Annotated in this window: 24 protein-coding genes; 7 read left to right on the plus strand and 17 right to left on the minus strand. The window is 64.8% G+C overall.

Going from position 1 to position 23,296, the window contains the following annotated elements; translation table 11 throughout:
• Positions 1 to 89 precede the first annotated feature (89 nt).
• From Sj15T_RS19420 to Sj15T_RS19430, 3 genes are all read right to left on the minus strand, one after another.
• Complete coding sequence (locus Sj15T_RS19420) at positions 90 to 512, minus strand: nuclear transport factor 2 family protein (RefSeq protein ID WP_013053990.1); 423 nt, start codon at positions 510 to 512, stop codon at positions 90 to 92.
• On the minus strand, positions 509 to 2,143 hold the full coding sequence (locus Sj15T_RS19425; protein ID WP_041386838.1) for an FAD-dependent monooxygenase: 1,635 nt from the start codon (positions 2,141 to 2,143) through the stop codon (positions 509 to 511). The genes Sj15T_RS19420 and Sj15T_RS19425 overlap by 4 nt, the downstream gene beginning before the upstream one ends.
• Before the next feature lie 395 nt (positions 2,144 to 2,538).
• Positions 2,539 to 3,213 carry a TetR/AcrR family transcriptional regulator gene (locus Sj15T_RS19430; protein ID WP_013053993.1) on the minus strand — a complete coding sequence of 225 codons (675 nt, stop codon included), beginning with the start codon at positions 3,211 to 3,213 and terminating at the stop codon, positions 2,539 to 2,541.
• A 214-nt stretch (positions 3,214 to 3,427) separates the two neighbouring features.
• On the opposite strand from Sj15T_RS19430, the gene Sj15T_RS19435 reads away from it, so the two are divergent.
• Complete coding sequence (locus Sj15T_RS19435) at positions 3,428 to 3,946, plus strand: VOC family protein (RefSeq protein WP_020819532.1); 519 nt, start codon at positions 3,428 to 3,430, stop codon at positions 3,944 to 3,946.
• Between the two features lie 145 nt (positions 3,947 to 4,091).
• The gene (locus tag Sj15T_RS19440; protein ID WP_013053995.1) at positions 4,092 to 4,946 is read left to right on the plus strand and encodes a fumarylacetoacetate hydrolase family protein; all 855 of its coding nucleotides are present in this window, start codon (positions 4,092 to 4,094) and stop codon (positions 4,944 to 4,946) included.
• A gap of 136 nt (positions 4,947 to 5,082) precedes the next feature.
• Here Sj15T_RS19440 and Sj15T_RS19445 read toward each other — a convergent pair whose 3' ends face one another.
• A complete protein-coding gene (locus Sj15T_RS19445) occupies positions 5,083 to 5,541 on the minus strand; it encodes an Lrp/AsnC family transcriptional regulator (protein WP_233448199.1) in 459 nt (152 codons plus the stop codon).
• A gap of 114 nt (positions 5,542 to 5,655) precedes the next feature.
• Between Sj15T_RS19445 and Sj15T_RS19450 the strand changes: the two genes are divergently transcribed.
• The 3 genes from Sj15T_RS19450 to Sj15T_RS19460 are packed head-to-tail and all read left to right on the plus strand — an operon-like array spanning position 5,656 to position 8,157.
• Positions 5,656 to 5,874, plus strand: coding sequence for a DUF6356 family protein (locus tag Sj15T_RS19450; RefSeq protein WP_013053997.1), 219 nt, complete (start codon positions 5,656 to 5,658; stop codon positions 5,872 to 5,874).
• A 7-nt stretch (positions 5,875 to 5,881) separates the two neighbouring features.
• A complete protein-coding gene (locus Sj15T_RS19455; protein WP_013053998.1) occupies positions 5,882 to 6,904 on the plus strand; it encodes a putative sulfate exporter family transporter in 1,023 nt (340 codons plus the stop codon).
• 14 nt (positions 6,905 to 6,918) lie between these two features.
• A complete protein-coding gene (locus Sj15T_RS19460; RefSeq protein WP_013053999.1) occupies positions 6,919 to 8,157 on the plus strand; it encodes an amino acid aminotransferase in 1,239 nt (412 codons plus the stop codon).
• An 18-nt stretch (positions 8,158 to 8,175) separates the two neighbouring features.
• On the opposite strand, the gene Sj15T_RS19465 is transcribed toward Sj15T_RS19460, so the two are convergent.
• The 6 genes from Sj15T_RS19465 to Sj15T_RS19490 form a co-directional block, all read right to left on the minus strand.
• Complete coding sequence (locus Sj15T_RS19465; protein WP_013054000.1) at positions 8,176 to 8,964, minus strand: class II aldolase/adducin family protein; 789 nt, start codon at positions 8,962 to 8,964, stop codon at positions 8,176 to 8,178.
• 68 nt (positions 8,965 to 9,032) lie between these two features.
• Positions 9,033 to 9,992 (minus strand): ABC transporter substrate-binding protein, encoded by a 960-nt coding sequence (locus tag Sj15T_RS19470; RefSeq protein ID WP_013054001.1) that lies wholly within the window; start codon positions 9,990 to 9,992, stop codon positions 9,033 to 9,035.
• A gap of 105 nt (positions 9,993 to 10,097) precedes the next feature.
• On the minus strand, positions 10,098 to 11,372 hold the full coding sequence (locus Sj15T_RS19475; protein WP_013054002.1) for a rhodanese-like domain-containing protein: 1,275 nt from the start codon (positions 11,370 to 11,372) through the stop codon (positions 10,098 to 10,100).
• Positions 11,369 to 11,995, minus strand: coding sequence for a cysteine dioxygenase (locus Sj15T_RS19480; protein ID WP_013054003.1), 627 nt, complete (start codon positions 11,993 to 11,995; stop codon positions 11,369 to 11,371). Before Sj15T_RS19480 ends, Sj15T_RS19475 begins: the two co-directional genes overlap by 4 nt.
• The gene (locus Sj15T_RS19485; RefSeq protein ID WP_013054004.1) at positions 11,992 to 12,792 is read right to left on the minus strand and encodes an ABC transporter ATP-binding protein; all 801 of its coding nucleotides are present in this window, start codon (positions 12,790 to 12,792) and stop codon (positions 11,992 to 11,994) included. Before Sj15T_RS19485 ends, Sj15T_RS19480 begins: the two co-directional genes overlap by 4 nt.
• 2 nt (positions 12,793 to 12,794) lie before the next feature.
• Positions 12,795 to 13,613 carry an ABC transporter permease gene (locus Sj15T_RS19490; protein WP_013054005.1) on the minus strand — a complete coding sequence of 273 codons (819 nt, stop codon included), beginning with the start codon at positions 13,611 to 13,613 and terminating at the stop codon, positions 12,795 to 12,797.
• 292 nt (positions 13,614 to 13,905) lie between these two features.
• Between Sj15T_RS19490 and Sj15T_RS19495 the strand changes: the two genes are divergently transcribed.
• Positions 13,906 to 14,742 (plus strand): LysR substrate-binding domain-containing protein, encoded by an 837-nt coding sequence (locus Sj15T_RS19495; protein ID WP_013054006.1) that lies wholly within the window; start codon positions 13,906 to 13,908, stop codon positions 14,740 to 14,742.
• A 209-nt stretch (positions 14,743 to 14,951) separates the two neighbouring features.
• On the opposite strand, the gene Sj15T_RS19500 is transcribed toward Sj15T_RS19495, so the two are convergent.
• The 4 genes from Sj15T_RS19500 to Sj15T_RS19515 are packed head-to-tail and all read right to left on the minus strand — an operon-like array spanning position 14,952 to position 18,183.
• Positions 14,952 to 15,896 carry a D-isomer specific 2-hydroxyacid dehydrogenase family protein gene (locus Sj15T_RS19500; protein WP_013054007.1) on the minus strand — a complete coding sequence of 315 codons (945 nt, stop codon included), beginning with the start codon at positions 15,894 to 15,896 and terminating at the stop codon, positions 14,952 to 14,954.
• A 1-nt stretch (position 15,897) separates the two neighbouring features.
• Positions 15,898 to 17,076: an acyl-CoA dehydrogenase family protein gene (locus Sj15T_RS19505; protein WP_013054008.1), complete on the minus strand. Its 1,179-nt coding sequence runs from the start codon at positions 17,074 to 17,076 to the stop codon at positions 15,898 to 15,900.
• A gap of 5 nt (positions 17,077 to 17,081) precedes the next feature.
• Positions 17,082 to 18,068 carry an aliphatic sulfonate ABC transporter substrate-binding protein gene (locus Sj15T_RS19510; RefSeq protein ID WP_013054009.1) on the minus strand — a complete coding sequence of 329 codons (987 nt, stop codon included), beginning with the start codon at positions 18,066 to 18,068 and terminating at the stop codon, positions 17,082 to 17,084.
• The gene (locus Sj15T_RS19515) at positions 18,058 to 18,183 is read right to left on the minus strand and encodes a hypothetical protein (protein WP_267904108.1); all 126 of its coding nucleotides are present in this window, start codon (positions 18,181 to 18,183) and stop codon (positions 18,058 to 18,060) included. The genes Sj15T_RS19510 and Sj15T_RS19515 overlap by 11 nt, the downstream gene beginning before the upstream one ends.
• A gap of 429 nt (positions 18,184 to 18,612) precedes the next feature.
• Here Sj15T_RS19515 and Sj15T_RS19520 point away from each other — a divergent pair, with 429 nt between their 5' ends.
• Positions 18,613 to 19,953, plus strand: coding sequence for a 4Fe-4S binding protein (locus tag Sj15T_RS19520; RefSeq protein ID WP_013054012.1), 1,341 nt, complete (start codon positions 18,613 to 18,615; stop codon positions 19,951 to 19,953).
• Positions 19,954 to 20,082: 129 nt separating this feature from the next.
• Here the strand turns inward: Sj15T_RS19520 and Sj15T_RS19525 are convergent, their stop codons facing one another.
• From Sj15T_RS19525 to Sj15T_RS19535, 3 genes are all read right to left on the minus strand, one after another.
• Complete coding sequence (locus Sj15T_RS19525) at positions 20,083 to 21,366, minus strand: metallophosphoesterase (RefSeq protein WP_013054013.1); 1,284 nt, start codon at positions 21,364 to 21,366, stop codon at positions 20,083 to 20,085.
• 29 nt (positions 21,367 to 21,395) lie between these two features.
• Complete coding sequence (locus tag Sj15T_RS19530; protein WP_013054014.1) at positions 21,396 to 22,610, minus strand: TonB-dependent receptor; 1,215 nt, start codon at positions 22,608 to 22,610, stop codon at positions 21,396 to 21,398.
• Between the two features lie 66 nt (positions 22,611 to 22,676).
• Positions 22,677 to 23,270: a recombinase family protein gene (locus Sj15T_RS19535; protein ID WP_013039114.1), complete on the minus strand. Its 594-nt coding sequence runs from the start codon at positions 23,268 to 23,270 to the stop codon at positions 22,677 to 22,679.
• Positions 23,271 to 23,296 lie beyond the last annotated feature (26 nt).

Below are 23,296 nucleotides of genomic sequence, written 5' to 3' on the forward strand. Positions count from 1 at the left end.
GTGGCTTTTTCTATTTTCTTGGCCGCTGTCCCGTCGGTGCCGGACCGGCTTCAGCCCTACCGTTGGCGGCGAACGGCCCGGAAAGCGCCCTAATGTCCGCCGATGAGCACCGGCACGCCCCGCCGGTGAGCGATCCGCCATCCGCCGGGCGTGCGCACGAACCGATCGTGGAATTCGCCGACCCCTGCAGCATGCTCGAAGCGCGGCAGACCGCCATCCTCATGGTTCACATGATAGAGGGTGAAGCCCGTGATCGATTCCGCCGCATCCGCTTCCAGCTTCGTGAAGTGCGGCAGCGAGCAAAGATGGCGGGTGATCAGGGAAACCGGGCGATCCGCCCACAAGGCTGCGATTTCGGCATGTCCCCGTGCGGTTATGTCCGCCCGTTCGAAGCATCCGTCCGCCGCGAAAAGCGCGACTGCCTTGTCGAATTCACGATGATCGACATGATGGGCGAACGCCGAGATCAATGCGGTGCATGCGCGATAGGCTTCGTCATTGCCGGACATCATGCCGCCTTCTCCCGACGATCCGCTTCGCCGGCCCGTCCCGTGACGGTGGCAAGGATGGAAGCCCAGTCGTCAGGCGCCGCGACGCCGCGCCAGGCGACATGCTGGTCCGGCCGGACGAGCAGGAGGGGACGCTCCAGAAGGTCCAGCACCGGCTCGCGATCCAGCCTGACGACGGTGGCCGGCACTCCCGCGGCAGCGGCAGCGGCCTCGAAACCGCCGATATTGGCCTGCCCTGTCGCGATCAAGGTGAATTCCGGACCCAGCAGGTCGAACAATGGCCGGCCGTCGGCCAGATGAAGGCTGGGCAGGCGGCTGCCCGGAAATGTCGTCGGCGCGGCACGCATGGGGTCCAGCGCGGGTTCCGGTCCATCCGGACAGATCACCGGCGAACGATAGCGATAGCCATGCTCTATACCCCAGCTCTCATTTTCCGCATTGCCGAGTTCGGCGATGCGGCGGCCAAGTTCCAAACGCCGCTCGCTAGCTTCCGCGCCCTCCAGATCGCCTTCGGCCTGCGCCTCCATGAAGAGATTGATGATGGCGAGCCGCACCTCAAGATGCCGCTGGGCCGCTTCGCGATTTCGCCGGGCAATGGCGAGCCGTTCGACTTCATAACTTTCCAGAAGGGCCTCGCCCCCCCAGCCCTTGACTGCCGCCGCCAGCTTCCAGCCCAGGTCCACCGCATCGCCGATGCCGGTATTCATTCCATAGCCGCCGGTCGGGATCACCTGATGCGCCGCGTCCCCGGCCAGGAATATGCGCCCGTTCCGCAGGCGGTTCGCCACCACCATGTGCGGCGTCCACGGATTGGCGACCAGAATCTCGTAGTCGAAGGAGCGCCCCATGAAGTTGCGCAGCAATTCATCCGGATCGGAATCGGGCGGCGCCAGGGTCTGGAGTGTCCATATGTCATGCCCGTTCTGCGCGATCAGCGTGCCATGGGCGGTCTGCAAATGATAGGCGATGCCGAACTTGGCCAAAGCCTGATGATCCGTCGACCGGAAATGGACCATATAGGCTTCGCCTATGGCGTGCATCCCCTCCAGATCTATCCCCGCATCGCGGCGCACGCGACTGCCGCCACCGTCGCATCCCGCCAGGTAGAGCGCGCGGATCGACGCGGTTTCGCCCGTGCCGCCGTTCCGGATCGTTGCCGTCACGCCCTCGGCATCCTGTTCGAACGCTTCATAAGCCCAGCCGAATCGCACGTCGACGAGCGGGTTCGCATCGACCAGCTTCTTCAGCACTGGTTCAAGGACGATCTGGGACACGCGCATGGCCGGTTCCAGCGTATCGGTCCCGTCGTTCCTGACGCGGGCGGCTTCCCGCGCGGCATCGGGCGCGGCATAAGCAAAACGATGGAGAATGCTTCCCGAACCGCTGGTCGCCCAAACGACGTCGAGCGGTTCGCTGGCCGGCACGCCGGCGGCGCGCAGCTTGTCCGCAACGCCCAGGCGCCTGAACAATTCCATGCTCCGCCCATTCGTAAGGTCCATCTTCGGGTGGGTCGTCGTCGTCGGATTGCGCTCCAGAAGTACCGAGCGCACGCCATGATGGGCGAGTTCCAGGGCAAGCGACATACCGACAGGTCCGCCGCCGGCGATCAAGACCTCCGTTTGAATCCCAGGCATTCAACTCTCCTCCAGACGGTGGATCGGCGCTGGTCAACGTCATCGAGTCCAAGTCCGCCCCGGCCCGGCCATTGATGAGGCCGTCATGACAGTCAGCGAACTTTCGACCATGACCCGCCATTCCGGCCGCCACAGCTTTATCGCCCTTGGCGCCGGAATTCCCCGACGCAGGCTTTCCTCATTCCCGGCGGCGCTGCGGGGCGGGAACCCCGCCAGGTTCAGCCAACGCCGCCTCTTGCCAGCGAGTAACGCAATACTGTCCAGTTAGTCAATAGCGCCAACGCAGAAATGAGGGCGCGGCGCGAGGGTGCGGCGCGAGCGGTTTTCCGGGGATTCCGGCCATGCAGGCCATCGCCGGCCGCGTCGCCGCGCCTGCCCGGAGCGATATTCCGGATTCAGTCGACGAATATCAACGCGTTGATCAGGTCGATCGTCTGTTCGATCTCGATCTTGCTGAACGGGTTGCGCTTCGTGAGATATTGATATTCGGCCGACACTGAAAACGGGACCGCGGCCATGCCGATGATCGAAAACCGCAGGCGCTCCGGGTCGGCGCGACGGACCGCACCCTCCCTCTGCGCTTCGCTGATCAGGTCGCGCATGAATTCGAACTGTTCGCCTATCAGGTTTTCGCACATCCAGGTCAGCCGCTTGGAGGGCTGGTGCGCCTCGATCGTCATCAGGCGGTGCAGTTCGGGATATTGCGCGGACATGGTGACGATCTTACGGATAGCGCGCTTCAGGCGATCCCTGGCGGAGGCTCCGCCGGAAGCGACGACCTCGTCCACGCGGGATATGGCGAACCGCTCGGCCAGGTTGACGACCACCGCCTTCCACAGGTCGTCCTTGGTCTGGAAATGATAGATGAGGAGCGAGTGCGACACCTGCGCGTCCGCCGCGATGGACCGGGTGGAGGCGCCCTCGAACCCGACCGTCGCAAAGGCGTGCAGCGCGGCCGTTATCACCCGCTCGCGAACCTCCTGCGGCCGCCTTTGCCGCGTCCTGCCTGTCGGGGCCGACTCTTCTTGCTGCTTCGCGGGGGACTTGGCCCCGATGGTCTTCGACGTCATCGGTCCTGCATAAAGCGCTTGACGTCGGCAGGCAATCGATCAGTGACTCAAAGAAGCCCGTGGATATTCGGGAAAAACATATTGATCAATAGGACAGTAACTGCTACCTGCAATGCGATTAATTAAAAAATTTGCGAAGACAGGATGCGGAAGGGAGTTCGATCATATGGTTTCGGCAACAGAAAGTTCCGGACGCCGGGTCCGGCCACATTATATGGCCCATTTCGTGATCCGCACCTCCAGATATGACGAGTCGCTGGCCTGGTATCAGCGGTTTTTCGACACGGAGACGGTCTACGCCCAGGACGGCCTGACCTTCCTGACGTTCGACGACGAACATCACCGGATCGCCATCGGCCGCATTCCGGACCTGGAAGATCATCGGGAGAATATCGCGGGCGTCGATCACATCGCCTTTTCGATGCAAAACCTGGAAGACCTGGTGACTGCCTACGAACGGAACAAGGCGGCCGGGATCGTCCCCTTCTGGTGCATCAACCATGGTCCGACGACGTCGATCTATTACAAGGATCCCGACGGCGTGAAGATCGAACTGCAAGTGGACAATGCAACTTTCCCGGGCGGGGCGAGGGCATTCTTCAGCAGCGACGAGTTCGCGCGCAATTCCTATGGCATCGAATTCGATCCCGACGATTTCGTCGCGCGATTCAGGGCGGGGGAAAGCACCGCCGCGCTGCTGGCCCGCCCGGACACCCTATCCGCAGGCGAATGATCGGGCAGGGGAACCGCACGATCCCCGCAAGCCGGCGGCTTCGTCGGTTCGGGTTGTCGATCGGGCGGTCATCCTGCTAATCGACAGGTAGAGATGCGACCGGACGGCCCGACCGTCCAGGTCGCCCCGTGATCAGGAGTTGCGCATGAAATTGGCTCGCTATTCGGTGAATGGCACCGTCGAGGTCGGTTTGGTCGAGGAGGATCGCGTCGTCCGGCTCACCGGCCGGCTCCCGCAGGTGGGGCAGGACATGCTCGCGCTGATTTCCGCCTGGGACGGTCTGCGCGATGCAGCCGAAAAGCTGCGCGGCGAAAAGGACTTCAGCCTGGCGGAGGTCGAGTTGCTGGCGCCGATCCCCCGGCCGGGCAAGATCTGGGGCATCGGCCTCAACTATGCGGACCATGCCGAGGAATCCGGCCTGCCGATCCCGGAACATCAGATGTGGTTCGTGAAGGCCTCCACGGCGGTTGCCGGACCATATCAGCCGATCGAGCGGCCGGCCGTTTCGCAGGCGCTGGATTATGAGGCTGAACTCGTCGCCGTCATCGGCCGGGGCGGCCGCCATTTGTCGGGCGCGCGCGCCGCCGAGGCGATCTTCGGCTATTGCGTCGGCAATGACGTCAGCGTCCGCGACTGGCAAGTGCGCAGCGGGCAATATTCGATCGGCAAATCCTTCGACACCCATGCCCCGTTCGGCCCGTGGATCGTCACCGCCGATGAAGTCGACGCATCCGCCCTGCCGATCCGCAGCCTGGTGAATGGCGAGGTCCGCCAACAATCCAACACGCGCCACCTCATCTTCGATCCCGTCGCCCAGGTCGAGCATCTGAGCCAGGCGATGACGCTCGAAACCGGAGACATACTCTTCACCGGGACGCCCGGAGGCGTAGGCGCTGCGATGAGTCCCCCGAAATTCCTCTCGCCCGGCGACCGCGTCCGGGTGGAAATCGACGGCATCGGCTTCATCGAAAACGAAGTCATGGACGAGCCGGGCCGCTAACCCCATCCCTATGCGATGGGGCGCGGCCCGCCACCCACCATCGCAGGGGACGCCCCATGCCTGCCTTCATCCGAACGGGGGATGCCGTAGCCGCCATTCTCACCTCCTGGGCGCCGCATCGATATGAATCGGCGCCTCAGATCGGGAGCTGCGTCGTGCATTTGATCTGTTCCATCGCGAAGGAAGCGCTGACGTCGTAGATCGTGGTGCGCTTGATGAGCGATTTGTAGATGCGGTCATAGTCCGCGATGTCCTTGCACACGATCTTGAGCATATAGTCGAGTTCTCCGCTCATGCGGTAGAATTCGACGACTTCCGGAATATCGGATACCGTGCGAGCGAAATCGGCCAGCCAGCCCTCATGATGCTGATTGGTTTTCACCGCAACGAAGACCGTGACCGCAAGATCCAGCCGCTCGCGATCCAGGATTGCGACGCGCCTCTGGATATAGCCTTCCGCTTCCAGACGCCTGATCCTTTTCCAGCACGGGCTTGAGGAAAGCCCGACCTCCTCGGCGACTTCGGCAAGGCCGCGCGACGAATCCTGCTGGAGGGATCGCAATATCTTCCGGTCAATCGAGTCCAGCAAATTCATTTTCCCATTGAGCATATCTGGAGAAATTTATCCTCCCTGATTAGACTGGCCAGGAAATCTTTGAAAGAACATTTCGCATCCGATCACGTACATCCTCGGCCAAGGAGGACATTCATGATCAAGCGGCTTTTCATTGCGCATCCGGCCTCGGTCGGCGAAACCTACGGTCAGCATTTCGCGCACGCGCTCTCCTTCTCGGCGGCGATGTTCGTCGGGGCGATGGCCTGCCTTGTCCATGCGCTCATCCCCTCCATGTTCAAGAAAACCGGCAGCGGCATCATCACGCGGCTGCATGACCGCATGGTCGTCAACCGCGCCCGCGCATCCCGCTGATCGCCGCATGAACAACCCGGTCTTGCGCCAGCGCCTTCACTTCGGACCGCGCCAATTGGCGGTCTCCGGCGTGGTCATATGCGCGGCGATCGCATGGCTTTCGACGCTGGCCGGCAACGCGACCGGCATCCCGCCCGTGCTGCTCGCGCTCATCGGGGGCGCCGCGCTGGCCCACCGCTTCGACGTCGCCCCGCTGGGCGAAGGCGTCAATTTCACCGTCAGGACGATATTGCGAACGGGCATAGCCCTCATCGGTGTCCGGCTGTCGGTCGCGCAGATCGCCGAACTGGGCATCTCTACCGTGCTCGTCGCCGCCGGCGGCGTGCTCCTCATGCTCAGCGCCGGCACGGTCATCGCCATGGCCTTCGGACTGCCGCGCGGACGATCGATCCTCTCGGCGGGCGCGGTCGGGATTTGCGGCGCATCGGCGGCGCTCGCCATTTCGACCGTGCTCCCGCCCCACCCGGCGCAGGAACGGCAGACGGTCACAACCGTGGCGCTGGTGACGGCGCTCAGCACGGCGGCAATGCTCATCTATCCGCTGATCGGTCGCATGCTGGGGCTTGGCCAGCTTGAAACGGGAATCTTTTTCGGCGCCTCAATCCATGACGTGACCCAGGTCGCAGGCGCGGGCGCGATGGTCTCGCCGGCGACCACCACGGCGGCGGTCGCAACCAAGCTGGTGCGCGTTTCGTGCCTGGCGCCGGTCGTCGCGGCTATCCTGTTCCTTGGCGCGCGCCGCGGCGTCGCCGCCGCCGACGCGGGCGCGCCTCCGGCCATTCCTGTCTTCCTGGTCGGCTTCGCGCTCATCGCGGCGGCCGCCAATTTCGGCCTCCTCCCTCCGGCGCTGCGCAGTTTCCTCTCCGCCTCCGCGACCTTCTGCCTCGTCGCCGCCACCGCCGCGCTGGGGATGAAGACCTCGCTCCGCCTGCTGATGGCCGAGGGCTGGCGGCCGCTCGCGGCGATGACCGCGCAGACCTTGCTGCTCGCGGCCTATGTCATCGGCTGCATCTTCCTGTTCAAAATGTGAAGGCAACGTTCCCGATGTTCGAAACCATGCGCCCGCCGGCACCCGACTCGCTGATGGAGGTCGGGCGCCTCTTCCGCGCCGACATGCGCGACGAGAAGATCGATCTCGGCGTCGGAACCTATCGCGATGGCGAAGGGCGCATCAAGATCATGGCGGCGGTGAAGCAAGCCGAGGAGCGGCAGCTCAAAAGCCAGATGGGAAAGGGCTATCTCGGCCCCGGCGGCGACCAGCTTTATTGCGAGCGCCTCATGGAGGCGCTGTTCCCGGACCTGCCCGCCATGGCCGACCGCCGGCTTTCCTTCGTCCAGACGCCGGGGGGCACGGGCGCCTACCGCCTCGGTCTCGAACTCGCCGCCTTCCGTTCGCCGGCGTCGCGGCTGATCGTCGGAGCGCCCACCTGGCCGAACCATATCCCCGTCGCGGAGCGCGCGGGGCTGCGATCCGTCACCTATCGCCATTATGATCCCGCGACCGGAACGGTGGATTTCGACGCCATGATGGAGGCCGTGTCGGACGCGAGGCCGGGCGACCTCTTCCTCCTTCATGGATGCTGCCACAATCCGACCGGCGCCGCGCTCAGCCCGGCGCAATGGGCCGAACTGGCGGACGCGCTGCTCGAAGCGAAGCTGCTTCCGCTCATCGATCTGGCTTATGCCGGCATGGCCAGGGGCCTGGTCGAGGACGCGGCAGGAACGCGGCGCCTGCTCGACAGGCTTCCCGAAGCGATCATAGCGATTTCCTGTTCCAAGAGTTTCGGCCTCTACAGCGAGCGCACGGGCATGCTCGCCGTCATGGCCGCATCCCCGTCCGCGGCCGACGCCTGCCGACTGACGGCGGAAACCTTCGCGCGCTCGCTATGGTCGAACCCGCCCGATCATGGCGCGGCGATCGTGCGCACCATTTTGGGGGATGAAGGGATGCGCGCGAACTGGCTGGCCGAACTCGACGCCATGCGCCATCGGCTGGCCGGCATTCGCAGCCGGCTTGCGGCGTCGGGCCTGCCCGGCACGGAGCCGATCGCGGCGCAGGAGGGCCTGTTCGCGATGATGCCGTTCGATTCCGGCCAGATCGCCGCGATGCGCGAAAAGCATGCCGTCTATATGGACATGAGCGGACGCATCAACATCGCCGGCCTAAACGCCGGCAATATCGACCGTTTCCTCCACGCCTGCCGCGACATGTCCCACCCGGCGAACCGCCGCGCAGAGCCGAATTCATCGCTCCGCGACGTCGCATCGACGATGCAGGTCTGACGGGGAGGACGCCCCCGATCAGTTATCGAAGCCCGGCGAATGACGCTGCGCCTTGCGCAGCGCGGCTTCCCAGACGAGGTCGTGGTGCGACCGGGCGCCCTCGACCGGCTTGCGCTCGCTCATCTGGCGGCGAACTTCCTCCTGCGCGGCTTCGGGAGCGATCAGCACATTGTCGCGGCCGACGGCCAGGCTGCGGACCTGCGCCTTGCAGGCTTCCTCCAGATGATAGATGCCGCTGAACGCTTCGCCCGGCGTCGATCCCAGCGCCAGCGTGCCGTGGTTGCGCAGCAGCATCACCTTGGTGTCGCCCAGGTCGGCGACCAGCCTTTCCCGTTCGTCCAGGTTGAGCGCGACGCCCTCATAATCATGATAGGACAGGCGCGGGATCAGCGAGAGGGCGCGCTGGTTGAGCGGCAGCAGCCCTTCGGCATGGGCCGACACCGCCATGCCGTCCGCGCTGTGGAAATGGGCGATATAATGGGCGTCCTCGCGCGCGCCGTGGATCGCGCTGTGGATCACATAGCCCGCATAGTTGATGCCGTAATCGCTTTCGCCGATGACGTTGCCGTCCAGGTCGACCTTGACCAGGCTGGACGCGGTGATTTCATCGAACATCAGGCCGAAGGGGTTGATCAGGAAATGATGGTCCGGCCCCGGCACGCGGGCGGAGATGTGGGTGTAGATCAAATCGTCCCAGCCATAGAGGGCGGACAGGCGGTAGAATGCGGCAAGGTCGACGCGGACCTTCCATTCCGCTTCGCTGACGCCCGGCTGGCGGAAACGGTCGTCCTTCAAGACTGTGGCCATGGGGATGCTCCTTCTGGGCGGATTCGGGATCGTTCGAATGATCGATGGCGGGTGGGCGAAGTGCGGCTTTATCCGCCCTTGCTGAAGCTCGCGTCGAAGGCGTCCGCGACGGGGCGCTTGCCGTCGGTCAGGCCGGCGCGCTGGAAGCGTTGCGTGATCGCCTGCTCATGCGCGATGATCTTGTCGTCTATCGGTTGCGCCATGCGGTTGTTGCGGTCGAAGCTGGCGCGGGCGATGTCCAGCGGCAGGCCGGTCTCCTTCGCCAGCACCTGCGCGAATTCGTCGGGATGCGCCCTCGCCCACTGGACCGCCTTCGCCTCCCGCTGGAGGAAATCGGCCAGCAGGGCGCGCTTGGGGCCGATGGATTCGGCGTGCGCTATGTCGATATAGATGGGCAGGCCGTAATCCTTCGCGTCGACGACCGCCCTCGCCCCTTCCTTGATCGCCACATTGGTGTAGGGCGTCCAGGTGGACCAGGCGTCGATGGCGCCGCTGTCGAAGGCGGCCTTGGCGTCGCCGGGCGGCAGGAAGGTCACGCGCACCCGGTCCGCCGGGATATGCGCCCGCTCCAGCGCCTGGAGCAGCAGGTGATGGCCGATCGATCCCCGCGTGGCGGCGACGGACTTCCCGACCAGATCCTGCACGGATCGGACGGGCGATCCGTTCTTCACCAATATCGCCAGCGCCTCCCCCGCCTGGGCGGCGGGCGCCTGTATGCCTATGGCCTTGACCGGGCTGCCGCTCTGATAGGCGAAGATGAAGGGCGCGTCGGCGGCGAGGCCCAGATCCGCCGCGCCGCCGCCGACCGCCTCCAGCAGCGGCTGGGCCGCCGGGAATTCCGACCATTCGACCGTGTAGGGCGCATCCTTCAGAACGCCCGACGCGATCATCATGGATTTGACCTGCCCCTTCTGGTTGGCGACGCGCAGCACCTTGTCGTCGCCGCCGCCGAATTTCGCGGCGGCAAGGCCGAAGCCCGCCGCCGCCACCAATGCCACCGCGACGATCGCACCCCTGTTCTTCGCCATGTCAGCCCGCCAGCGCCCGGCTGCGCACCGCCGCCTGGGTTTCGGAACCGTTGTTGAAGCCGATATGGCCGATGGATTTGACGCTCATGGGTCGCCCCTAAAAAATCAGATGACAAAGAAACCGTGGGTGCCGTCGCGCTCCAGTTGGGCGACGAGGCCATATTCCCAGTCGAGATAGGCCTGCATGGCGGCGGCCTTGTTGTCGGTGCCTTCATAAGGGCGCTTGTAGCGGCCCTCCGGCCCGCGCGGGCCGGGCGCGCCGTCCGGTCCCTTTTCCAGCGTCACGGCCGACCAGTCGACGTCCAGCACGAACACCTCCCACCCCAGTTGCGCGAGCCAGGAGGCGGTCATGTCGGCGCGGGGGCCGATATCGTCGGTGACGACGATGCGGGCGCCGCGCACCGGGGCGTTATGGTCGGTTTCCTGCACCAACTGGCCGCCCTGCGCGTTGCGGAAGCCGGGCAGGTGGCCGCTTTCATATTCGCGGGGCTGGCGCACGTCGTAGAGATAGAGGGTGCGGGCCTTGTCCGCCTTCAGCTCCTCCAGTTCCTCCCAGCCGATGCGCTTCACCCCGGCGCGATAGGCGACGTCGCGGGCATGGGCGCGGGCGTCCTCCGCGGAGCGGTTGTCGACCTCCGGCGCGACGCGGGTCTGGCCGGTCTCAAGCTCCTGCCCCGCCAGCGTCCAGCCGATGGTGCCGTTGCGCAGCGCGAAGATCGGGTTGGGCAGGCCCGCATTCACCAGCGATTGGGTGCCGATGATCGACCGGGTCCGGCCCGCGCAGTTGACGATGATCGTCGTGTCCGGATCGGGCGCTATGGTGCGGGCGCGCAGCACCAGTTCGGCGCCGGGCACGCTGGTGCCGGTGGGGATGCTCATCGTGTTATATTCGTCGTAGCGGCGGGCGTCGAGGATGGCGATGTCGGCCTTTTCGCGGATCAGCGCCTGCACTTCCTCCGCCGCCAGGCTGGGAGTGTGGCGGCGATGTTCGACCAGTTCGCCGAACGCCTTGGAATAGCTGTTCACATCCTCGAACAGTTCATAGCCCGCCTCGCGCCAGGCGTTGAGGCCGCCTTCCAGTTCGCGGACGTCGGTGTAGCCCAGCCCCTCGAACCGCACGGCGGCCTTGCGCGCCAGACCTTCGCCATCGTCATAGACGATGATCGGCGTGTCGAGGCGCGGGATGCGCCAACGCGCCTCCTCATCGATGCGGCGCAGCGGAATCTGGGCGGCGAAGAGGGGGTGGCCCTGCGCGAATTCATGTTCCTCGCGCACGTCGATCAGGGCGATCTCGCTGCCGACCAGCAGGGCGCGGCGGATGTCCTGCGGCGTGGCGGTCAAAGTGCGGTCGCTCGTGCGGTCCAGCGTTTCGGTGGTCATGCGTTTCTCGATCTGTCCCAGAGGTTGGGGATCACGCCGTTGGCGTAACCCGATATGAAGGTCTTGGGGGTGCCGTCGGGCGCGTAGGTCGCCCGCTCGACCGCGCCGATATTGGCGCCGTAGACATGGATGCTGATCGACGGGCGGTCAGCCAGGCCGTTGGTCACGCGATGGATGTCGCCGATGCGGGGGGAGACGGCATCGACTTCGCCTTCGCGCAGAAATTGTTCGCCATGCGGGATCAACCGGCCGTCGGGCGACTGGCGGAAGCGCTCCACCTTCTCGACGCCGCGCAGCACGCCGACCAGGCCCCAGACGGTGTGATCGTGGATCGGCGTCGACTGGCCCGGTCCCCAGACGAAGCTGACGACGCTGAACCGTTCGCGGCTGTCGCAATGGAGCAGATATTGCTGGTAGCGGTCCGGATGCGGGCGGGTGAATTCCTCCGGCAGCCAGTCGTCCCTGGCGATCAGGCGGCTCAGCAGGGCGCGGCCGCCTTCCAGGATCGCGCCTTCGTCGCGGGTCGCCGCCAGCAAGTCGGCAAAGGCGGTGACGAAGCCGCGCAGGCGGCCTATGTCGGCGGCGCCTTCGACGGGTTGGGCCATGGCGGCGACTGCGTTCATTCGGCAGCCTCGGCGACGGGGGCGAAGGGCAGGACGCCCTCCCCATGATCGTCGCCGCCCAGATAGGAGAGCAGCTTTTCACGCAGGCGGCCGGAGATGGCGGAGCGGTCGCCGCGCGGGACCGCGATCCGTTCCTGCGCGACGATGCGGCCCTTGTCGAGCACCAGCACCCGGTCGGCCAGGGCGATGGCTTCCTCCACGTCATGGGTCACGATCAGCACGGCGGGCCGGTGGGCGCGCCAGAGCGAGAGGACCAGGTCGTGCATGCGGTAGCGGGTCAGCGCGTCGAGGGCGGCGAAGGGTTCGTCGAGCAACAGCAATTTCGGTTCGCGCACCAGGGCGCGGGCGAGGGCCACGCGCTGCGCCTCCCCGCCCGAAAGCGTCAGCGGCCAGGCGTCGAGCCGGTGGCCGAGGCCGACTTCCTTGAGCGCGGCTTCGCTGCGGTCGCGCACCCGGTCGCCCTTCAGGCCCAGGGCGACATTCTTCCACACCGGCTTCCAGGGGAGCAGGCGGGCGTCCTGGAACACCACGGCGCGGGAGTCGGGGACTTCCACATCCTGGCCCCGCACCTCGTCCAGCCCCGCGAGCGTGCGCAGCAGCGTGGTCTTGCCGGAGCCGGAACGGCCCAGCAGGGCGATGAACTCGCCCGGCGCGATGTCGAGGTCCAGGCCGTCGATGATCGTGTTGGGACCGAAGCGGCGGGTGAAATCGCGCAGCCTGACGACTGGTTCGGGATGCGGCGGGTCGCGATGGTCGGCGGCGCTTTGCAGGGCGGAAAATCCGAGACGGGCGTCCATGCTTATTGCTCCACTATGCTGGGGCGCCAGATGAGGGCGCGGGCTTCGACGGTGCGGACCAGCCAGTCGGCGCCAAGGCCGAGAATGGCGTAGACCATGAGGCAGACGACGATGATGTCCGTCCGCATGAAATCGCGGGCATTGTTGATGAGATAGCCAAGACCGGCCGAGGCGTTGATCTGCTCCGCCACGACCAGCACCAGGATGGCGACCGACAGCGCATAGCGCAGCCCGACCAGCAGCGAGGGCAGAGCGGAGGGCAGGACGACATGCCAGATCTGTTCCCAGCGGCTGAGGCCGAAGCTTTTCGCCGCGTCCAGCAGGCGCAGGTCGACGCTGCGGATGCCGCTGTAGAGGTTGAGATAGACGGGGAAGACGGTGCCGAAAGCGATCAGCGCCACCTTGGGCGTCTCGCCGATGCCGAACCAGACGATGAAGAGCGGGGTCAGCGCGAGCGCAGGAATGGTGCGCTTGATCTGCATCAGCGGGTCGACCGCAAGCTCACCAGCGCGGGAAAGGCCCGCCACGAGGCCGAGGATGAGGCCCAGGCTCACGCCGATCAGCAGGCCGGCGGCGACTCGCGCGAAGGATACGAGCAGGTTGGAGGGCAGTTCGCCCGACAGCAGCATTTCCAGCAGCGTGCCGATCACCGCGGAGGGCGCGGCCAAGGTCCGTTCCGGGATCAGGCCGCTGCGCGATCCCAATTCCCAGAGCAGCAGCAGGACAACGGGCGAGAGCCAGCGTCCGCCGAAGCGCGAGAGGGAAAATCCCCGCGCGCCGACATGCCCGGCACCGCTTCTGTCCACTGTCAAAACCGTCATCAAACTCGCCCTCTTTGTGGTGAGGGAAAGCCCAACATTAATTCTCTACCAATTCAATTAAGTTTTCTCGGTCGATCTATGAGGGGCGCTCATAGGGAACATGTGGCCGCAAATCAGGCGCCGTCCGCCGCCGGAAATGGCGGGTTTCCTTGCTTCGACCGTATTGGCCAAGATTTTCATGGCCTCTTTAAATCTCTACTATTTTGATTGATATATAAGCCTTCGCGATAAAAGCGCGACTCCGTTTCCGGCATCGGATCGGCGGCTTCCCCCTTTTTCCATCGAGGTTTCCATGCCGGTCAATCTGCCCACCAACCTGCTGCGCAGCTTCGTCGCCATCGTCGACACGGGGTCGATGCTGAACGCATCGGAGCAGGTGTTCGTGACTCAATCCGCGCTCAGCCTGCAGATCAAGCGGCTGGAGGAACTGGTGCAGCAGACGCTGTTCCTGCGCGAGGGGCGGCGGCTGAACCTGACCACCGCCGGGGAAGTGCTGCTGGACTATGCGCGGCGCGTGCTGCTGCTGCATGACGAGGCGGTGGCGGCGGTGAGCGCGGGGCGTTTCGCCGGACCGGCGCGGATCGGCATGGTGCAGGATTTCGCCGACAGCCTGCTGAGCGGTTTGCTGTCGCGTTTTTCCGAACTGCATCCCGACGCGCAAATCTATGCGCGGGTTGCGGGCACGGCGGAATTGCAGACGCTGCTCGACCGGCGCGAACTGGACATCGTGCTGGGCTTCGCCGCGCCCAACGATCCGCATGCGGTGACGGTCGCGCCGATGAGCTGGTATGGCGAGCAGGCGCTGGTCGAGCGGGAGGTGATCCCGCTCGCCGTGCTGGAGGAGCCGTGCCGCTTCCGCGAGGCGGCGATCCGGGCGCTGGAGGATAGCGGACTGCAATGGCGGATCGCGGTGGAGACGCCCAACTTGGCGACGCTGAAAGCCGCTGTCGGGGCGGGACTGGGCATCACCTGCCGCACCCATTTGTTCCTGGAGGACAGCCAGGCGCTGGAGCATGAGCGGCTGCCGCACCTGCCGCGGGTCGCGGCGATCCTGCGGGCGGGGGAGAAGCTGGACAAGGCCGCGCACCGGCTGGCGGAACTGGCGCGGGAAACGGTTCAGACGCTTTAGGGCGGAGCTGAACCTTATCCTATTCCTCCCTATCGGGAGATGGGGAGGGGGACCAGCCGAAGGCTGGTGGAGGGGAATGGGGCATGACCTCCGATTTTCCCCTCCACCACCGCTTTCAGCGGCGTCGAAGAGAGGCACGTGCCTCTCTTCGACCCTCCCCACGCTGCGCGTAGGGAGGATTGAGAGCGTCCCCTATCGGTCCACGCTGCCTAATAGCCCCGCGCCGGATCGACGATGTCGCTGGGTTTTTCGCCGCGCACGAAGCGGGACAGGTCGTCATTGACCTTTTCCAGCAGGCGGTGGCGGACCAGGCTGTAGTTGCTGGAGATATGCGGCGTCAGCCGCACGCGGGGATGGGTGTAGAGGGGGTGGCCTTCGGGCAGCGGTTCCGGATCGGTGACGTCCAGCGTCGCGAAGCCCAGCCTGTCCCGGTCCAGCGCGTCGATCAGCGCCTCCTGGTCGACCACCGAACCCCGCGCCACGTTGATGAGATGCGCGCCCGGCTTGATCCGGGCGAACAGCGCCTCGTTGAAGAGGTGGCGGGTTTCGGGGGTTCCGGGGACGGCGACGACGATATGGTCCGCCTCCGCCGCGAGCGTTGCGAGGTCGCTGACATGCTGCACGCCGCTGATGCCCGACTGCGCGCCGCTGCGCCGCAGGCCGATGACCTGCGCGCCGAGCGCCAGCCCGCGCCGCGCCACCGCCGCGCCGATCGCGCCCAGGCCGACGATGCCGATGGTCGTTCCGGAGACGCGGCCGAGCGGGCGGGGAATCCACTGTTCCCGCGAATGCGCTTCCGCCGCCTGGAGATTCTTGGCATGGGCGTAGATGGCGGCGATCACATAATCCGCGATCTCCTCCGAAGCGACGCCGCGGCCGCAGGTGACGAGCGGCGCTTCCAGCAGCCAGCCGGGGTAGAAATCCACCCCCGCCGACGCGCTGTAGACCCATTTGAGCCGCCCCGGCCAGATGTCCGGCCGTATCCGGGCGGATTGCCGCCAGGCCGGGGACGGCCTGATCAGCAATATGTCCGCCTCTCTCGCGGCGGTCCAGGGTTCATCCTCCGCCACGTCGATCAGGGTCGGGGCGGATGGGTGCAGGCCGAGGCTGCGGTTGAAATCAGGGTCCAGCTGGCTGGCGATGATCAAGGACATGTCAGTTCCCCAGCGCGGCACGACCCGCCGCGATCAATATCGTGTCGGTCTGCGGCGAGTGGATGCGGCTGCACAGCACGTCGCGATAATGGCGCTCCAGCGGGTTCTTGCGACTGATGCCTGGATTGCCGGTGAGTTCCAGCCCGATCTCCACGGCGCGGATCGCATTGGCCGTCGCCAGATATTTGATGTTGTTGACCTCCACCGCGCCCGGAGCGTCGCCCGCGTCATGGCGCGCCGCGGCGTCGCGGATCAGCGTGCGGTTGACCTGCAACAGCGTCTCTATCTTGCCGAATTTCTCCTGAACGCGCGGCAGGGTCGCCAGTGAGGCGCCCAGATTGCTGGGAACGCGATCGTTGAGATAGGCGCGCAGCCAGTCGCGCGCGGCCCGCGCCACGCCGTCATAGATGGTGGAGATGGCCAGCGCGTTCCAGATCGCCAGGCTGAAATCGCCCGCCCCCGACGCCCATTGTTCGGGCCGGCGGATGTCGACTGCATGGTCTAGCGGCACCGGCGTGTCCGTGAAATGCACCGCGTGGCTGACCGTGGCGCGCATGCCCAGATGGTCCCAGGCCGGTTCTATCGCGATGCCGGGGCTATCGGAGCGGACCAGGAAATTGCCGACGCGCGGCTGTTCCTCATCCGTCCTGGCCCAGACGGCGAACCAGTCGAGCCCGGTCGATCCCGTCGAATAGATTTTCGTGCCGCTGATCGCCCAGCCGTCCGCCGTGCGCCGGGCGACCGTCGCGGGCAGGCCGCCGCGCACAGGCGTGCCCAGTTCCGGTTCGACGCGCAGGCCGCCGATCAAGCCGCGCCCCTGCACCGCCTGCCGCGCCAATCGTTCGTAAATGCCGGGCGGCCAGCCCTGCGCCCGGGCCGGGGCCGCATGATAATGATAGGTCATGAACAGGATCAGCGCCGTCGACGGCTCGCCCTTCGCCACTGCGCCGAGCACGCGCAGGCCTTCGGAAAGGGACGCGCCCCGCCCGCCATATTCCACCGGCACGGTCAGGCCGACCAGCCCTTCCCGTGCCAGCAGGTCGAAATTGGCGCGGGGGAATTCGGCGCTGCGGTCGTAGGCCTCCGCCGTTTCCGCCAATTTCCGGGTGATCCGGTCCAGCAATTCGGGACCGATCGGTTCGCGGGACGGTGTTTCGACAGCAAATGCGTGGCTGGCCATGATTTTCAGCCTTTCCCTATGGAATCATTGAAGCGCGCGTCCCAGAGCGGTCGAACATCGACCGCCCTGGGCAGCAGTTTCTGGGCGAAGAAGAGGTCCGCCACCTCCTGTTGCGATGCGATGGCCGCATCGGTCACGGGGCGCAGTTCGTAAATGGCGCTCCTGCGCCGGAACTGGTCGGTCACATATTGGCGCGGCACGCCGATATTCCTGGCGATGATGCCGGCCCATTCATCCTGGTTCGCCGCCGCCCAGCCATAGGCCTGTTGCGCCAGCGCCAGATATTCGCGGATGATCCGCGACATTTCCGGATCGGCCAGCGCATCGACATGGACGGAAATCAGATAGTTGCCCGACAATATGCCCTGGGCGGTGCGCAATATCCGGGCCCCCTCGATCGCGATCGCACGCTGGATCGGAAAGCCATAGATCGCCCAGGCATCCAGCGCGCCCTGGGAAAAGGCGGCCGCGCCGTCGGAAACGCCCATCGCGACCGGCCTGATGTCGTCCCAGCCAAGGCCCGCTTCCTCCAGCATCCGGATCAGGAAATATTGCGAAGTGGTGGCGCGCACATAGCCCACCCGCTTGCCCTTGAGGTCGGCGATCGAGCGCGCCTTCGACCCTTTCGGCAACAGGACCACCTGGTTGTTGACGTCGCCATGGACCACGGCAACCTGTCGGAAGCTTTGGATCGTCGAGGCGGCCGCGAAGATCGGCGGAATCTCGCTCATCCCGCCATAGTCGAGCGACCCCCCGTTCAGCGCCTCCACCACCAGATGGCCGGACTGGAATTCGCTGTAATGGATGTCGAATCCCTTGGGCGCGATCCCTGCCGCCTTGAACAGCAGCCGCGAGTCCACCTCTCCCTTGCCGGTGAGGGAGACGCGCAGCCGGGGCCGCGCATGGCGCCCCGCGCCGCATCCGCCGAGCAAAAGCCCCGTCGCCGCACCCGCCGCCAGAACGGCGCGCCGCGACCAGCCCTCAGCGACCACCGGCGCTTTCCTGCTGCGGCGCGGCGCGTTCGAACAGGATCACGTCCGGGTCGCGCAGAAATTCGCGCCGGGCGGCAGCGCGCAGGCGGATCCAATATTCCTTAAGGGCTTGCAACGGCTTCATACTCATCCTTCCGGAATGGGACGAGCATTATCTATTTTATTGGTAGAGATTAGTCTCACAAGCAATGTTGGGCGGCTTATTAGATTTCCTTAGTGGAGGCTTCCGCCGTTCGACGAGTCGGAGGGCAAGAGCAGCGTGCCCTTCCGCCATGAAAAACTGGCCCGGCAGCCAAAGCCGCCAGCTGCTCGACTATCTGGAACTGGACTTCCAGCCGTCGCGAAGATTGCCAGGCGGGCATTGGCGCCGGAGAGCGCGGCGTCCCGCCGCCGATCTTTCACCTCGCGATGGAAATAGTCCTGTAAAATCCGCGCCATTCCGGCCCCGGATCGGCAAAGCGGCGAAAGCGACAGGCGCTGCCGCCGTTGCGCTCTTGCAATCGTCAAGGAAGGAAGATAGCCATTAGATTATTGACATAATATCATGACAGGTGAAGCCATGGCGTTCGACGATCATCCTACCGTTCGTGCCCTGCGCGAGCAGGAGAGTATCGAGCCTGTCGAGAAGGTGTCCGCCGCCCTCCTGAAGCAGATCGCGCGCGAATGCGGCGCCGCCGACGCCGGGCTCGTGGAACTCACGCGCCCCGCGCTCGCCCCGCAAATCCCCTATATCCGGAAGGTCTATGGCAGGACGAAGACGCTTCTCGCGATCGTCTGCCGGATGAACGAGTGGCCGGTGCGTTCGGAGACGCGATCGGTCGCGAACGAGGAATTCCATGCGACCTACGACCATGTGAACGAAGCCTGCCGCGAAATCGTGCGCGAACTTGCCCGGCGCGGCATTCCGGCCTGCAACGCCATCGCGGCATTTCCGATGGAACTCGACCAACCCAAGATCATGATGGTGCAGCACAAGCCCGTCGCCGTCGAGGCGGGGCTGGGCCATATGGGCGTCCACCGCAGCGTGATCCATCCGAAATTCGGCAGCTTCATCCTGTTGGGGACCGTATTGCTGGGCGTGGAGGTCGACGAATATGACCAGCCGGTCGACTATAATCCGTGCCTGGGCTGCAAATTGTGCGTCGCCGCCTGTCCCGTGGGCGCCATCAAGGCGGACGGCGCGTTCGACTTCATGACCTGCTACACCCACAATTATCACGACTTCACCGGCAATTTCCTGAACTGGGTGGAAAATGTCGTCGAGGCGAAGGACAAGGCCGATTATCGCAAGCGCATTCCGCCCAGCGAGACCCAGTTGATGTGGCAATCCCTGTCCTTCAAGCCGCAGTACAAGGCGGCCTATTGCATCTCCGTCTGTCCGGCCGGCGAGGAAGTGATTTCCCCGTTCCTGCGGGATCGCAAGACCTATGTTGAGGATGTGGTGAAACCTCTTCTGGACAAAAAAGAGACCCTCTACGTCATCAAGGGCACGGACGCGGACGAGAGCGTGCCGCGCAAGTTCCCGCACAAGCAGATCAAGCATGTCCGGGCGGGGCGCATCACGACCAGCCTGATGGGCCACATCTTCTCTCTTCGCCTCAGCTTCCAGCGCGGCGCGGCGCGAAAGCTCAATCTGACCAGCCACTGGACCTTCGAGGATGCGAAACCGCATCTGGTCACCGTCCGCATCGCCGGCAAGCAACTCGACATCAGCGATCGGAGCCATGTGGGCGAAGCCGATTTCAAGGTCTGGGTCAGGCTGGAGCGATGGTATGATTATCTCAACATGCTGTGCGAGCTGGACGACCTTTTCGAGGAAGGCTCCATCCGGCTGGAAGGAGAGCGGAGCCAGTTGGACGCCTATCTCGCCTGCTTCCCATTTTAGGCAAGGTGGACAGGTGGGAAGCGGTCATTCCCCCTCCCGCAAGCGGGAGGGGGTTAGGGGGTGGGCTGGCGCGACATCAGCGGCGGTTTTCAACGGGCCAGGACCGGACGGCCCTGCTCCAACCCCTCCTTATCTTGCCGCGACCGCCGCTTTCGCGAAGCGTTCCCTGAAGTCCGAAAGGGTCAGCGTGAACCGATCCTCCGCGCCGAAGGCGGCGTCGCTGGCGGCGGGTTTCTCATGTTCCTTGTAGAGGGCGGGATAGCTTGTCATGCGATCGGACGAGCTGTGGAAATAAGTGGAGTAAGTCGACACCGACACGGTCGGAACCTCGCCTGAGAAATCGAACTTCATCAACCTCAGCCAGCCGTCGCCCAGCGCGGCTTTCGGCGCCCCCGGCGCGATCATCGGCAAGATCTGGCCGCGATCCTGATAGTCCGCCAATATCTGATGCACGTCATGGCCAAAGGCGTTGCTGTCGGTTGCATGCGCCTGCCCATGCTGATGACCGCTCAGGACCATGAAGATCTGATCGTTGCGGGCGATGAACTTCCGCCACAATTCTTCCGGCGAATTATGTTCCTTGTGGACGGCGTCGAAATCCACCGCCGGGATCGGCTTGCGCTCTCCCGCTATGTTGAGATGATCGTGGATGGAGATGATGGTGGGCAGGCCCGGATGGCTTTTCAGCACGCCCTGCGCCCATTGGATCACATCATCCTCCGGCGCCATCTCCAGCCCGATATGCAGGAAGCGATAGCCGCCCGCCTCGAAAATCTGGGCACTGTCGGCGCCTCCGTTGAAGGAGGCGACATACCAGGGCTTGTCCTTGAAGAAGGACGAGCCGCTGCCGAAGACGGAGCGGAAATTGTCCAGCCCGCCATAATGGAGCATGCCGTATCGCATAGGATCGTTGCCCTTCATCGTCGCGGGCCAGCGCGAGTCCGACCATACGGCGTCATAATCATGATTGCCCGGCACGACCGAGAAGGGCAGCTTTCCGGCCAATATGCTGTAGCCCGCGCGCGCCGTCGGCATCTCCACCGTCAGGGTGCGCGGTTCGGGCTTCAGATAATTGCCGAAGACCGGATTGGGGATCGCCTTCAGCCCCTTCGCCGCATGTTCGGCGTCCATCGACCGGCTGCCATGCTGCCACACATCGCCGACGGAGGTCGCGAAGACGATGTCGCCGCCGGCCGACCTGGCGTTGCGGGCGATATATTCCATCTGGTCGAGGAAGATTTCCCTGGCGTCGATGGGGAAGCCCGCCTCCCGCTGATGGCTGTAGTCCAGGTAATTCTGCGTGTCGGGAATGACCGCTATGGTGAAGCCCCGATCGGGAGCCTGCGCCGCGGAAGGCGCGGCCATGGCAAGGAACGATGCCGCGACGGCGCGGAAGAGATGGTTCGGTTTCATGCGTCAAGCCCCTGAAAAATGGCCGATGATCACCAGGCGAAGCGCGCCCCCGCGCCGAATGTGCGCGGCGCCCCGATAAGGCGCGACGGTCCTGCAATGTCGACATAATAGCGCTCGTTCGTGACGTTCCTGACATAGCCGTAGAGCGAAATCCCGCTGGCGGCATTTTGCAGTTCCAGGCGCAGGTTCAGAAGGGCGTAAGCCTCCGTCTTCGACGACAGCGAATTGTCGAGGCGCTTATATTCGCTGCCCTTGTAGGTGACGTCCACGCTCGACCGCAAGCGCCAGTCAGGCATCAGGGCAATGCTGTGCGCCAGACGCGCATGGCCCGACGCCTTCGGCGCGGCGGGCAGATTATTGCCCAGGTTCAGCGTCACCAGGACCGGGTTGCTGGATTCGAACCTGGTGATTTCGCTGTCCAGGAAAGTCGCGCCTACGTCGAAGGTCAGTTGCTGCGTCTCCGTCCGCACCAGGTTAAGCGTCCCGGTGACGTCCACTCCCTTCAGCTTGGCGGCCGCGATGTTGGTGCGGACATTGCCGTTGGGCGTCGCCGTGCTCGATTGCAGATTCTTGAAGGAATAATGGAAGCCGTCGACCGAAAGGTTGAACAGATTGGAGGCCGGGAACCATTTGATGCCGCCTTCGAAGGAATCCACCGTCTCCGACTTGAAGGACAGCGCTTCGGGCGCGGAGAAGATGCTCGTCCCGTCGAAACCGCCCGCCTTGTAGCCACGGCCATAGGCGCCGTAGATCGACAGCGACCGGGTCAGGTCGAACTTCGCCGATGCGCGGCCCGACAGATTGTCGTCGTCGAAATCATTGTCGAAGAAGACAGGCAGCGGCAGGCCGACGCCCAGCGAGATGCCATAGGGATTGGCGTCGATGGTCGATCCGAAATAATTGGACGATTCCGTGGTGTAGCGCAGGCCGCCGGTCAGCGTCAGCCGGTCGAACAGCCGCCAGTCGACCTGGCCGAACAGGGCGAAGCTGTCGCGCTTCTGATGATAGTCGGTCTCGATCTGCGTGAACCGGCTGTCCTCGTAGAACAGCGTCGTGCCGAAATCGGTCTTGTCCTTCAGATAATAGGCGCCGGCCACCCAATTGAAGCCGCCTTCCTGCGCGTTGGACAGGCGCGCTTCCAGCGAGGTCTGCTTGACCTGATCGGTGAAGATAAACTGATTGATGCGCAAGGGTGCACCCGGCGCGCCGTCCAGCGTGCGGTCGGATTCCTCGTGCCCCGCCACCAGATCGAGCCGGAGCGCGTCGCCCAGCTTCTGGGGGTGACTGCACGAAAGTGACTTATCTGCACGCTAAGAGCGAACGGACCGGGAACGCTGGGACTTTGTGTTCTTCTCCGTGGCTTCGAGGGCTTTGTAGAGGGCGGTTTTGCCGATCTTGAGGCGCGCGGCGGCCTCGCGAACTGTGAGGCCGGAAGCGATATGTTCGCGCGCCTTGCGGAGCTTGTCAGGTGTGACCACTGGCCGCCGCCCACCGGGGCGACCTCGCTCGCGAGCGGCCTTGAGGCCTGCATGGGTGCGCTCCCGGATCAGATCGCGCTCAAACTGGGCAAGCGAGCCGAAGATGTTGAACACCAGCATCCCGCCCGAAGTGGTGGTGTCGATGTTCTCGGTGAGCGAGCGGAACCCGATACCTCGCGTCGCTAGCTCGCCGACCTTCTCAATCAGATGGCTCATCGAGCGCCCAAGACGGTCGAGTTTCCAAACCACCAGCGTGTCGCCGCTGCGCAGATAGGCGAGCGCCTCGGCCAGGCCGGGCCGATCGGCTTTTGCACCAGATGCGTGATCGTCGAATATCCGGTCGCACCCGGCCGCGTTCAGCGCGTCGAGCTGGAGTGAGAGCTTCTGGTCTGCCGTCGAGACGCGCGCATAGCCGATCAACGCCACATGCAGCCCAATCCTGTCCGTTTTCC

Origin of the sequence: Sphingobium sp. TA15, assembly GCF_037101235.1 — a bacterium.
Lineage (GTDB): Bacteria > Pseudomonadota > Alphaproteobacteria > Sphingomonadales > Sphingomonadaceae > Sphingobium > Sphingobium indicum.

Excerpts from the sequence above, each read along its gene's own strand:
- Sj15T_RS19420 (WP_013053990.1), bottom strand. The coding sequence starts at position 512 with ATGATGTCCGGCAATGACGAAGCCTATCGCGCATGCACCGCATTGATC.
- Sj15T_RS19425 (WP_041386838.1), bottom strand. The coding sequence starts at position 2,143 with ATGCCTGGGATTCAAACGGAGGTCTTGATCGCCGGCGGCGGACCTGTC.
- Sj15T_RS19430 (WP_013053993.1), bottom strand. The coding sequence starts at position 3,213 with ATGACGTCGAAGACCATCGGGGCCAAGTCCCCCGCGAAGCAGCAAGAA.
- Sj15T_RS19435 (WP_020819532.1), top strand. The coding sequence starts at position 3,428 with ATGGCCCATTTCGTGATCCGCACCTCCAGATATGACGAGTCGCTGGCC.
- Sj15T_RS19440 (WP_013053995.1), top strand. The coding sequence starts at position 4,092 with ATGAAATTGGCTCGCTATTCGGTGAATGGCACCGTCGAGGTCGGTTTG.
- Sj15T_RS19445 (WP_233448199.1), bottom strand. The coding sequence starts at position 5,541 with ATGAATTTGCTGGACTCGATTGACCGGAAGATATTGCGATCCCTCCAG.
- Sj15T_RS19450 (WP_013053997.1), top strand. The coding sequence starts at position 5,656 with ATGATCAAGCGGCTTTTCATTGCGCATCCGGCCTCGGTCGGCGAAACC.
- Sj15T_RS19455 (WP_013053998.1), top strand. The coding sequence starts at position 5,882 with ATGAACAACCCGGTCTTGCGCCAGCGCCTTCACTTCGGACCGCGCCAA.
- Sj15T_RS19460 (WP_013053999.1), top strand. The coding sequence starts at position 6,919 with ATGTTCGAAACCATGCGCCCGCCGGCACCCGACTCGCTGATGGAGGTC.
- Sj15T_RS19465 (WP_013054000.1), bottom strand. The coding sequence starts at position 8,964 with ATGGCCACAGTCTTGAAGGACGACCGTTTCCGCCAGCCGGGCGTCAGC.
- Sj15T_RS19470 (WP_013054001.1), bottom strand. The coding sequence starts at position 9,992 with ATGGCGAAGAACAGGGGTGCGATCGTCGCGGTGGCATTGGTGGCGGCG.
- Sj15T_RS19475 (WP_013054002.1), bottom strand. The coding sequence starts at position 11,372 with ATGACCACCGAAACGCTGGACCGCACGAGCGACCGCACTTTGACCGCC.
- Sj15T_RS19480 (WP_013054003.1), bottom strand. The coding sequence starts at position 11,995 with ATGAACGCAGTCGCCGCCATGGCCCAACCCGTCGAAGGCGCCGCCGAC.
- Sj15T_RS19485 (WP_013054004.1), bottom strand. The coding sequence starts at position 12,792 with ATGGACGCCCGTCTCGGATTTTCCGCCCTGCAAAGCGCCGCCGACCAT.
- Sj15T_RS19490 (WP_013054005.1), bottom strand. The coding sequence starts at position 13,613 with ATGACGGTTTTGACAGTGGACAGAAGCGGTGCCGGGCATGTCGGCGCG.
- Sj15T_RS19495 (WP_013054006.1), top strand. The coding sequence starts at position 13,906 with ATGCCGGTCAATCTGCCCACCAACCTGCTGCGCAGCTTCGTCGCCATC.
- Sj15T_RS19500 (WP_013054007.1), bottom strand. The coding sequence starts at position 15,896 with ATGTCCTTGATCATCGCCAGCCAGCTGGACCCTGATTTCAACCGCAGC.
- Sj15T_RS19505 (WP_013054008.1), bottom strand. The coding sequence starts at position 17,076 with ATGGCCAGCCACGCATTTGCTGTCGAAACACCGTCCCGCGAACCGATC.
- Sj15T_RS19520 (WP_013054012.1), top strand. The coding sequence starts at position 18,613 with ATGACAGGTGAAGCCATGGCGTTCGACGATCATCCTACCGTTCGTGCC.
- Sj15T_RS19525 (WP_013054013.1), bottom strand. The coding sequence starts at position 21,366 with ATGAAACCGAACCATCTCTTCCGCGCCGTCGCGGCATCGTTCCTTGCC.